The sequence below is a fragment of the Staphylococcus sp. GDY8P120P genome (genome assembly GCF_017892065.1).
Lineage (GTDB): Bacteria > Bacillota > Bacilli > Staphylococcales > Staphylococcaceae > Staphylococcus > Staphylococcus nepalensis.
Genome location: NZ_JAESKI010000022.1, coordinates 113,547 through 124,167 on the forward strand (window position 1 = coordinate 113,547; position 10,621 = coordinate 124,167).

The 10,621-nt window shown below is 31.1% G+C and carries 10 protein-coding genes; 8 read left to right on the plus strand and 2 right to left on the minus strand.

Annotation, left to right across the window (positions count from 1 at the left end; translation table 11 throughout):
* Positions 1-146: 146 nt before the first annotated feature.
* Positions 147-1,520, plus strand: coding sequence for a YjiH family protein (locus KA900_RS12515; protein WP_103372762.1), 1,374 nt, complete (start codon positions 147-149; stop codon positions 1,518-1,520).
* Positions 1,521-1,642: 122 nt separating this feature from the next.
* On the opposite strand, the gene KA900_RS12520 is transcribed toward KA900_RS12515, so the two are convergent.
* Positions 1,643-1,957: a heme oxygenase gene (locus KA900_RS12520; RefSeq protein WP_096808722.1), complete on the minus strand. Its 315-nt coding sequence runs from the start codon at positions 1,955-1,957 to the stop codon at positions 1,643-1,645.
* A gap of 297 nt (positions 1,958-2,254) precedes the next feature.
* On the minus strand, positions 2,255-2,515 hold the full coding sequence (locus KA900_RS12525) for a SunI/YnzG family protein (RefSeq protein ID WP_103372761.1): 261 nt from the start codon (positions 2,513-2,515) through the stop codon (positions 2,255-2,257).
* Between the two features lie 177 nt (positions 2,516-2,692).
* Here KA900_RS12525 and KA900_RS12530 point away from each other — a divergent pair, with 177 nt between their 5' ends.
* The 7 genes from KA900_RS12530 (at position 2,693) to KA900_RS12560 (ending at position 10,237) form a co-directional block, all read left to right on the plus strand.
* The gene (locus tag KA900_RS12530) at positions 2,693-3,193 is read left to right on the plus strand and encodes a metal-dependent hydrolase (RefSeq protein WP_096808724.1); all 501 of its coding nucleotides are present in this window, start codon (positions 2,693-2,695) and stop codon (positions 3,191-3,193) included.
* Between the two features lie 115 nt (positions 3,194-3,308).
* A complete protein-coding gene (locus KA900_RS12535) occupies positions 3,309-4,496 on the plus strand; it encodes a UTP--glucose-1-phosphate uridylyltransferase (protein ID WP_096808725.1) in 1,188 nt (395 codons plus the stop codon).
* A 19-nt stretch (positions 4,497-4,515) separates the two neighbouring features.
* Complete coding sequence (gene trhA, locus KA900_RS12540) at positions 4,516-5,199, plus strand: PAQR family membrane homeostasis protein TrhA (protein WP_096808726.1); 684 nt, start codon at positions 4,516-4,518, stop codon at positions 5,197-5,199.
* Positions 5,200-5,493: 294 nt separating this feature from the next.
* Positions 5,494-6,837 carry a multidrug efflux MFS transporter SdrM gene (gene sdrM / locus KA900_RS12545; RefSeq protein WP_115342014.1) on the plus strand — a complete coding sequence of 448 codons (1,344 nt, stop codon included), beginning with the start codon at positions 5,494-5,496 and terminating at the stop codon, positions 6,835-6,837.
* A gap of 185 nt (positions 6,838-7,022) precedes the next feature.
* A complete protein-coding gene (locus KA900_RS12550; RefSeq protein ID WP_096808728.1) occupies positions 7,023-7,478 on the plus strand; it encodes a SepA family multidrug efflux transporter in 456 nt (151 codons plus the stop codon).
* A gap of 68 nt (positions 7,479-7,546) precedes the next feature.
* The gene (locus tag KA900_RS12555) at positions 7,547-8,995 is read left to right on the plus strand and encodes an MDR family MFS transporter (protein ID WP_210139694.1); all 1,449 of its coding nucleotides are present in this window, start codon (positions 7,547-7,549) and stop codon (positions 8,993-8,995) included.
* Between the two features lie 177 nt (positions 8,996-9,172).
* Complete coding sequence (locus KA900_RS12560) at positions 9,173-10,237, plus strand: Mrp/NBP35 family ATP-binding protein (RefSeq protein ID WP_096808730.1); 1,065 nt, start codon at positions 9,173-9,175, stop codon at positions 10,235-10,237.
* Positions 10,238-10,621 lie beyond the last annotated feature (384 nt).

Here is a 10,621-nt window from a genome sequence, read left to right on the forward strand (position 1 = left end):
GGGTCAATTCTTTTTTTCTATAAAAAAGTAGAGACACCAAAAAGACATAAAAATATGATTTACATATTTATACATAATAGGTTATAATTATTGCTGTTGCTTTTTAAAGTGTTTATAAAAATATATGCACCTAAGGGGTGAACGAAATGAATGAATATAATAAAGCACAAATTATCAGAGGAAGATTAAAATTCATTTTGATGTCTGTTTTAGGTATTATACTTTTTTTAATTCCTATAACGGTTACTGAAGATGGAGAAAAGCAAACGACTTTACCTGTGGCGTTTTTAGCAGGATTATTAAAAGACTTATTGGGTAATGCGATGCCATTAGTTATTGTATTGATTATTACAATATCCGGTATACTATCCTTAATATGCTCAACAGCCTTAAAAAATAAATTAAATCCAGAAGGATTAATGAACAATGCATTTAATGTAAAGATTGTATGGCTTCTTTTAAGAATATTAGCTGTAATCTTTGTGTGGATGACATATTTAAAAATAGGGCCAAAAGCAATTTACTCTGCTGATACAGGAGGCCTTGTGTTTGAAAGTTTATTACCAACACTCGTGACTGTATTTTTCTTTGCAGCACTATTTTTACCATTGTTAATGGAATATGGTTTACTAGAATTATTGGGGCCTATTTTCAGACCAATAATGAGACCATTATTTACGTTGCCTGGCCGCTCTACAGTAGACAATTTAGCATCATTTATTGGTGACGGCACAGTAGGCGTATTAATCACAAGTAGACAATACGAAGAAGGATTTTATTCTAGACGGGAAGCAACTGTTATAGCGACGACATTTAGTGTTGTATCATTAACATTTGCAATTGTAGTAGCTGAGACTGTACACATGCAAAACCATTTCTTTTATTTTTACTTGTCAGTAATTATTTCATGTATTGTTTGTGCATTGATTTTACCAAGAATTTGGCCGCTTAGATCGATTAAAGACGAATATTCAAAAGAAGTATCCGAAGAAATGAGAACAGAAAAATTACCTGATAACAAAACTGCATTAAGCCACGGATTTGATATGGCTACAGAAACTGGTATTAAAGCACCAGGATTTAAAGCATTTTTTAAATCAGGTTTTAAAACAGTGATGGATATGTGGTTTGTCATTTTACCAGTTGTCATGAGTGTAGGTACGTTAGCGACAATTATTGCAACGTATACACCAATTTTTGCTATTATTGGCAAACCTTTTGTACCATATTTAGAATTATTGCAAGTTCCTGAAGCTACACAAGCTTCTGAAACAGTTTTAATTGGCTTTGCTGATATGTTCTTACCTTCCATTTTAATTGAAGGTGTGGGAAATGATATTACGTTATTTGTCATCGGTGCTTTAAGTATTACGCAGCTGATTTATTTATCAGAAGTAGGCGGCGTCATTTTAGGTTCAAAAATACCAGTAAGTATTTTTAAACTTTTTGTTATATTCTTGATTAGAACAATTATTGCTTTACCAATTATTACTTTAATGGCACATCTGTACTTTAATTAATAATAAAAAACACACATTTTTACTATTTGGAGTTATTGTGGCAACGGTCAACATTTAAACAGAGTTTGTTTAAATAACTCCCTATATTAGTAAATGTGTGTTTGTTTATATTGAGATTTTAATTAATTAAGTTCGGATAATACGTTTGCCTTAACAATTTTATTACCTAAAATGGGTGATGTTTCATTATCAGATTTATTTTGATTATTATGTGCCTCTTTGAAAGCATCACTTTTTAGCCATCCTTTAAAAGCTTCTTCAGATTGCCACCAAGTATTAACGTACATTTGATCGTAATCTTCCTCATCATCTATTAACCATACTTCAATGCGATGGAAGCCCTCTAAATCTTGGATTTTACCACCCTGTGTAAACCTAGGAGCCAACTTTTCAGCGAATCCTTTTTTGACATCTATTCTATTTGTTACAACATACATGGTATTCACACACCTTTCAAATTATAAATTTAGTATATACCATTGATAGATGTTATTAAAATATATTGAATAGACTTATACAAACAAGAAAAAACCTGAGACTTAAAGTGAGGTCTCAGGTTTTTTCTTATTGGCAACTTACTGACTGAATTTCAAAATATGGCAATAGCAAAGCATTTTGAAATATAGTCAAGTATGTCTAATCAGATAAGAAAATTTAATGATTTTCAATAGACTGATATTTAACGTCTATTTAATTAGTTGTTTGTATGCGCAACGATAGGTTTAAAATAATAATTATTTTGTGATTTCGTCATATACTTTTTGGTCATTTTGTGTATAAATAATGTATTCATGGTCATCAGTATCGATGATAACACGATTCGTTTTTCCAAATGTAGACCCAATGCGTGAAACTTTATCTCTATCTAGCTTAGGTACCGCATGGATATTTTGATCTTGTGAAACATTCTTAATTTCATTAGTTGGAATCTTGATGTCAGCAACTCTCCATTGAATTCTTACTTCATTATTATCTTTTTTTACTGTCATTGCCATATTACGAACACATCCTTTAAATAATTTGTAAGTTTAGCATACAATAAAATGCAATCGTTTTCAAGAGATTATGTGATACTTTTTTGTATTATGTCATACTATTTAATTTTTGCGAAAGTATGTTCGCGTTCGTAGTGATATTGTGGTAAAATTTATCCGAGAAAAGGAGAAATGAAAATGACTGGTAAAACCCACGCTTCATGCGGTTTATTAGTAGGTGCAATGACAATAGAATACTTTCAAACTGATTTATTTACATCTATTACAATTATAACACTTGCAGTTATTTCAAGTTTATTACCTGATATTTGTCACACACAAAGTAAAATAGGTAGGAGGTTTAAAATATTGAGTTTATTGGTACGAACGCTGTTCGGCCACAGGACGTTTACACATTCGTTATTATTTATTTCTTTAATTATTATCCTATTATATTTTATTCAAACACCAGATTATTATTTAGTTTCAATTATCTTTGGTTTGCTTTCCCATGTTATACTAGATATGTTAACGCCTAGAGGTGTAAAATTATTATACCCTATACCATTGACAATTAAATTCCCCTTAGTTTTTAGAACCGGAGGATTAGTAGATTTGTCGTTGGCAGGTGCGCTTACTACAGGCGCTATTTACGTATTATTCCAATCATTTTTTAATAACCTATTTTTGAATTTATAGCAGTTATGGTTGTGATTATAATTATAATAATATAAAGTACACATAGTGAATTTATATATTCTTATTAGATATAAGATATTATTTTTATCTATTATGAATATAAAGGAGAGAGGACATGCTAGATAAGAAAGAATTAGAGAAGTTTAATCAAGAACATCTAATTGAATTTGAAAAATTAATGAGCAACAATGAAAAAGAACAATTAGAAAATCAAATCGATGCACTAGATTTATCTTACATTCAAGATTTGTATAACGATTTATATGTAAATAAACAAATCATTGATGATGTGTCTTCAGTAAACGAAGTTAAATATGATGTAAAAGAAGCTTTTTCTGAAAAGGATATTACTCAATATGAAAAAGTTGGGTTAGAAGCAATCCAAAATGGAAGATTTGCAGTTGTACTTATGGCTGGTGGTCAAGGCACACGCTTAGGTTATAAAGGTCCTAAAGGTGCATTCGAAATCGAAGGTGTAAGTTTATTTGAACTGCAAGCACGCCAATTATTAGATTTGCAAGCTAAAACGGGCGTTTATATTGATTGGTATATTATGACTAGCAAAATAAACGACAAGCAAACACAAATATTTTTTGAGGAAAAGAATTACTTTGGTTACGATAAAGCACATGTACATTTCTTTATCCAAGATAATATTGTGGCGTTATCAGAAGAGGGTAAATTAGTTCTAGATGTAGATAGCAATATTTTAGAAACGCCTAACGGTAACGGTGGCGTATTTAAATCTCTTAAAAAAGCTGGTTACCTTGAAGATATGACTGAAAATGGAGTTGAATACGTCTTTTTAAACAATATTGATAATGTGTTAGTCAAAGTTCTAGATTTGTTCTTTGCAGGTTACGCGTTCCAAAATAGCATGGACGTTACTACAAAATCAATTCAACCTAAAGAAGGTGAGAGCGTAGGTAGATTAGTTACAACGAATCATAAAGACACTGTGCTTGAATACTCTGAACTAGACCCAGAAACTGCTAATCAATTAAACAATGCCAATATAGGTATACATATGTTTAAATTGCAATTCATCAATAATGTAGTAGATAATGCTTTGCCATATCATTTAGCAGTTAAACAACTTAAACAATTAGATGACGATTTTGGTGTTATTGAAAAACCTACGTTAAAATTTGAATTGTTTTATTTCGATATTTTCCAATATGCTCATAGTTTTATGACATTGCAAGTACCGAGAGAAGAGGAATTTTCACCTTTGAAAAACAAAGAAGGAAAAGATAGTGTAGAAACTGCTGCAGCTGATTTAAAACGTTTAAATAGGATCTAAGAAAAAGGTGGTTACACTAATGACTAAAACATTAGAAGCGAATAATAATAAAGTAACTAAAACATTTAAAAATATAATACCTCTAACGTTTGGGGAAGAAATTGGTAACGCAGTATCACATGGTGTTGCTGCTTTTGTTACTTTATGCATATTGCCATATGCAGCCGTACAAAGTTTCTTTACACACGGTGTGTTGGGTTCATTGAGTGTATCAATATATGTAATAAGTATTTTTCTAATGTTTTTATCCTCAACGGTATACCATACAATGCCTAATTATTCTTCCCATAAATTTATACTTAGGATTATTGATCATAGTATGATTTACATCGCTATTGCTGGGACGTACACACCTATATGTTTAGTGTTAGTGGGTGGTTGGATTGGATGGACCGCAATGATTGTGTTATGGGGGATTACACTTTGGGGTATTCTCTATAAATCTATAGCTAAAAAAGTGAATCATAAACTCAGTTTGACGATGTATCTTGTAATGGGTTGGATTGGGGTAATATTCTTACCAACGATTATTTTTGATACAACTTTAACTTTTATGTTATTTATTTTATTGGGTGGTATAGCTTATACTGCAGGTGCTTGGTTTTATGCACAAAAAGAACGCCCATATTTTCATATGATTTGGCATTTATTTATTTTAATAGCTTCTGTTTTTCATTTTATAGCTATTTTATATTTTATGTAAAACGTTTATAAAGTGATTGTTTTTCAGAACTAAAAATGAATAAAGCGTGTTATATACTTGAGTTAGCATAATTGAAGCGTGGTTAAAGACTTAGTTTTTAATTTATTAAAAATATAGTCAACTTTTGAGGGCGAGAAGGAAATCAAATTTTTAATTTGATTCTACTTCTCGCTTTAATTTTAATTATTTTTATAGGGCAATAGGCGTAATTTGAATACAACCTATTGAACTAAACGAAGAAGCGTGGTTTAGTGGACATGTTAAAAATAAATATCATATGTTAGGAGGTTTGTTATGAATATAAAAACGCTAGGCATCGTAATTGCATTGATATTAATTATGTTTATGTCTGCAATTGAAACGTCAATCGTTTCATTGGCATTACCGACAATAAGAGATGATTTAAATGTGACAGCATCTATATCCCTCATTTTTGCTGTTTATTTCATAGCCATTGTGATAGCCAATCCTATTGTAGGGGAGTTATTAGATCGTACTAAGATTATATACATAACATTATTAGGATTGGTCCTTTTTACAATAGGAAGTCTTTTTTCAGGCATGAGTAGTACGTTTGCTATTTTAATCGCATCACGTTTCGTCCAAGGTCTAGGTGCAGGTATTATGATGGCGCTAAGTCAAATTGTGCCTAAGCTTGCATTTAAAATTCCATTACGCTACAAAATCATGGGAATTGTAGGTAGCGTGTGGGGTATATCAAGTATTATTGGCCCCGTTTTAGGCGGTGGCATTTTAGAATTTGCTACGTGGCACTGGTTATTCTTTGTTAATATTCCTATAGCTATTGTGGCAATGATATTAGTAATACTTACATTTCATTTTGAACACGAAACTACAACGGCTTCACATAAATTGGACATTAAAGGGCTTATGTTGTTTTATATATTTATCTTCTTTTTAATGTTTGCCGTGATGAACGAATCTTATTGGTATTTAAATGTACTTTCCTTTGTTATAGCAATTATGATGGGCATTGTTTTAATTAAAAATGAAAAAGGTGTAAGCACGCCGTTTTTCCCTGTAAGAGAATTTAATAAAACAATTATTCTAGTTTTTATAACAGATTTTTTATATGCCATTATGTTAATGGGTTATAATTTATATATGCCGATTTATCTCCAAGAAGAATTAGGTCTTTCTCCATTGCAAAGCGGGTTTGTTATCTTTCCAATTTCATTTGCATGGCTAGTATTGAATTTCACTTTAGATAAAATTGAAGCAAAAATGTCCAGAAAAGGATTATATATTTTTGCTTTCACGCTATTAATGGTATGTGGTATTTTAATAATAGCTGGTACAAAAACGCCTGTTTTTATGGCTTTCAGTTTATTGCTAGCTGGTGTGAGTTTCGGTACAGTTTATACTAAAGACAGTGTGATTACACAAGAAGAAACCTCTCCGCAAAATATGAAACGCATGATGTCACTGTATACATTAACGAAAAGTTTGGGGAACTCAATAGGGTCTACCATTATGGGTACAGTCTATGGCGCGTCTATTACGTTTATCAATTTACCAATACACAACGTCATATTATTGAGTATCGTTATTCTAATTATATTATTTGTATTATGGAACACGCTTTACAAACAACAAGGTAATACACTTAAATCTTAGAATAGAAAAACATCAATCATATAAATTATTAAGCAAGTATTGAAGTTTAGTGAAATTTAATACTTGCTTATTTGCATTTGGTTGTATGTTGTTATAATGGTAGAATAAGAAATAGTTTTATAAAGTTGAGAAACATTACACATAGAGATGGGAAGCAGATTAGATGAAAGGGAGGACAGTAAGCAATGAAATATATAAAGTATTTATTTACAACGCTTATTGTACTTTCGGTTTTTATCATTTCAGGGGCTATATTTTTAGCATTTTTAGGATTTGGGTTATATGGGTTAAGTCGAATCCTTATTTTTTTTCATCTAGCATATTTTGGTTATAATAAAAGTTTTTACGATAACTTAATTTATTATGGTAGTTACATTGTACTAGGATATTTTACTTTGTTTATTATAGAAAATTTAATGGATTATTTTAGAAAAAAATTACCAGATAACGCATATTTTCAAGGCTTCACGTACCATTTAATTACGTTTACAGTTACAACATTACTTTTCTATTTTATTGTGCATATCCATTATACTTATATAAATATTGATTTTTGGGTGATTGTTGTAATTATGGGTATGTTATTTATATGTAAAGAAGTATTTTATCCAGATAGTAAAAATCTCAATCAAAATAAATAATTGGTTACCTCTAATGATTTGAATTAAAAGTGAATAATCGAGCATATGAATGAAAAAGTGGTGATTTAATGACAGTAGAAAATTTATCTAAATCAAGTAGAAATATGATTGTTGCAGTAATGATTATTAGTGCTTTTATTGCTATATTAAATCAGACTTTGTTAAATACAGCATTACCTCAAATAATGAAAGGTTTAAATATTAATGAAAGCAAATCTCAATGGTTAGTTACTGGATTTATGTTAGTGAATGGTGTAATGATACCGCTTACCGCTTACTTAATGGATAGAATTAAGACGAGACCATTATATTTGATGGCTATGGGTATATTTCTCTTAGGTTCTATCATTGCAGCCATAGCTCCAACTTTTGGCATTTTAATGTTAGCACGTGTTATTCAAGCAATTGGCGCGGGTATTATTATGCCTTTGATGCAGTTTACGTTGTTTATGTTATTTCCAAAGAGTGAACGCGGTTTTGCTATGGGATTAGCTGGATTGGTTATACAATTTGCACCAGCAATAGGCCCAACGCTTTCAGGTTTAGTTATTGATGTGACAAGCTTGAGGATGCCATTCATTATTGTCGTAGGTGTATCATTAATTGGTTTTATCTTTGGAGCCATTTTTATAAAGAGTTACAACACAACAAAAGATACTAAATTGGACAAGCGCTCAGTAGTGTATTCAACACTTGGATTTGGAATGATGCTTTATGCATTTAGTAGTGCAGGCAATTTAGGCTTTGGTAATCCGATTGTTATCATATCATTAGTTGTTAGTTTACTAATTATTTGGGTTTTCATTAAAAGACAATTTAACATTAGTAATCCTCTGTTAAAGTTAATTGTATTCAAAAACAGAGTGTTTACATTAACTACGATTACATCAATGATTGTAATGATGTCTATGGTAGGTCCGGCATTACTAATACCACTGTATGTTCAAAATGCATTAGGCTTGTCGGCTTTTCTTTCAGGATTAGTTATAATGCCAGGAGCTATTATCAATGGCGTTATGTCGATATTTACAGGTAAATTTTATGATAAATACGGAGCCAGACCATTAATTATTACTGGGTTTAGTTTATTAACTATATTTTCAATCATGTTGTGCTTCTTAAAAGCAGATACTTCATATATGTATCTCATTATTGTATACGCGTTAAGAATGTTCTCTGTTTCATTATTAATGATGCCATTAAACACCGCAGGTATTAATGCACTACATAAAAATGAAATTTCACATGGTACAGCAATTAGTAACTTTGGACGTGTGACGGCAGGTTCTCTTGGGACAGCCTTAATGGTTACTGTTATGTCAATTGGATCCAAAGCCTATACTCAGACAACGAGCGCCGAAGAAAATAATGATTTATTACAACGTCAAGCTATAGCAACAGGCGTAGATTTATCATTTTTAGTAATAAGTATATTTGTAGTCATCGGTTTTATATTAGCCTTATTTATCAAAGAGCACAGAGATGTTAACAACGCTAATACTCGGAAAGTATCATAAGAAAAAAGAAGTTAGTTTCAATTTTTAAGAATTAGTACACATTGAGCTAACTTCTTTTGTATTACAAAGATTATATTTATACTAAATATAAACTTATTTTAAAGTGCTTAAAGCAAATTTAAGTTATGTTTGTTAGAATATAAGTAAATATATTTATAAGATAGAGGGGGACGCTTTGTGTTAACGATAGAGCAAGTTAAAGAACTTGTTGGAGAACTTAAAGATCCAATAATCAATGTACCTTTAAAGGAAACAGATGGAATAGTAGAGGTAACAACAAAAGATGAGATTGATCATGTAAGTGTTAAGGTGGCGATGGCTCAATTAGGGGGACAGCCTCAATTAGATTTACAAATGGCTATTGTGGAAGTGCTTAAAGAAAACGGGGCAAATACAGTTGGAATTAGATTTGAAGAATTACCATCTGAAGTTGTTGAACAATATAGAGGGAAAAGTGATGATCAACCTCAAACAATAGAAGGTTTATTATCAAAAGATAACCCAGTGGAATTTATTGCTATTGCTTCAGGTAAGGGTGGCGTCGGTAAATCTACTATAGCAGTTAATTTAGCTGTTTCATTAGCAAGAGAGGGTAAAAAAGTCGGTTTAGTTGATGCTGATATTTATGGTTTCAGTGTTCCTGATATGATGGGGATTGATAAAAAACCAGAAGTAGACGGCAAAGAAATTATCCCGGTTGAACGCCATGGCGTTAAAGTAATTTCTATGGCATTCTTCGTAGAGGAAAACGCTCCTGTCATTTGGAGAGGCCCAATGTTAGGAAAAATGTTAACAAACTTCTTTGTTGAAGTTCGTTGGGGAGATTTAGATTATCTTCTTTTAGATTTACCACCTGGTACTGGTGATGTTGCATTAGACGTACATACAATGTTGCCTTCAAGTAAAGAAATAATAGTTACAACGCCTCATCCAACTGCAGCGTTTGTTGCAGCAAGAGCAGGTGCAATGGCAAAACACACAGAACACTCTATTTTAGGTGTTATTGAAAATATGTCTTATTTTGAAAGTAAAGAAACTGGGAACAAAGAATACGTGTTTGGTAAAGGCGGCGGTGAAAAGTTAGCAGATGAATTGCAAACGGATCTTTTAGGTCAGTTACCATTAGAGCAACCGTCATGGAACCCAAAAGACTTCTCACCATCTATTTATCAAGTTGATGATAAACTTGGAAAAATATACCAATCAATGGCGCAGCAAATCATCGATAAAACTGAAAAATAAGCGCTTGATTTAAGTGGGTAGAATTTATTTTAATTCTACCCACTTTTTCTCTTGCATTTTTTATAAATGGTGGTAGAATAGTTTCTTGTGACCGATAAAAGAGTGATTCAAGCACTCATAATATTTATCACAAAAAATGATATTAAGTATTGACTTTAGTTAAAGAAGTTGATAATATAAAAAAGTCGTCAAAACGACAATAACATTATTTAAAATAATTTTAAAAAGTGTAAAAAATATACTTGATAAAAAGAAAATAATAATTTAATATTATTAAAGTAATGTTAAGTAATTATTTAAAAAATAAATTCTTTGTTGACAAGACGTAAACAAAGATGGTAAGCTATTAAAGCAACTATTTATAAATGAACATTGAAAACTGAA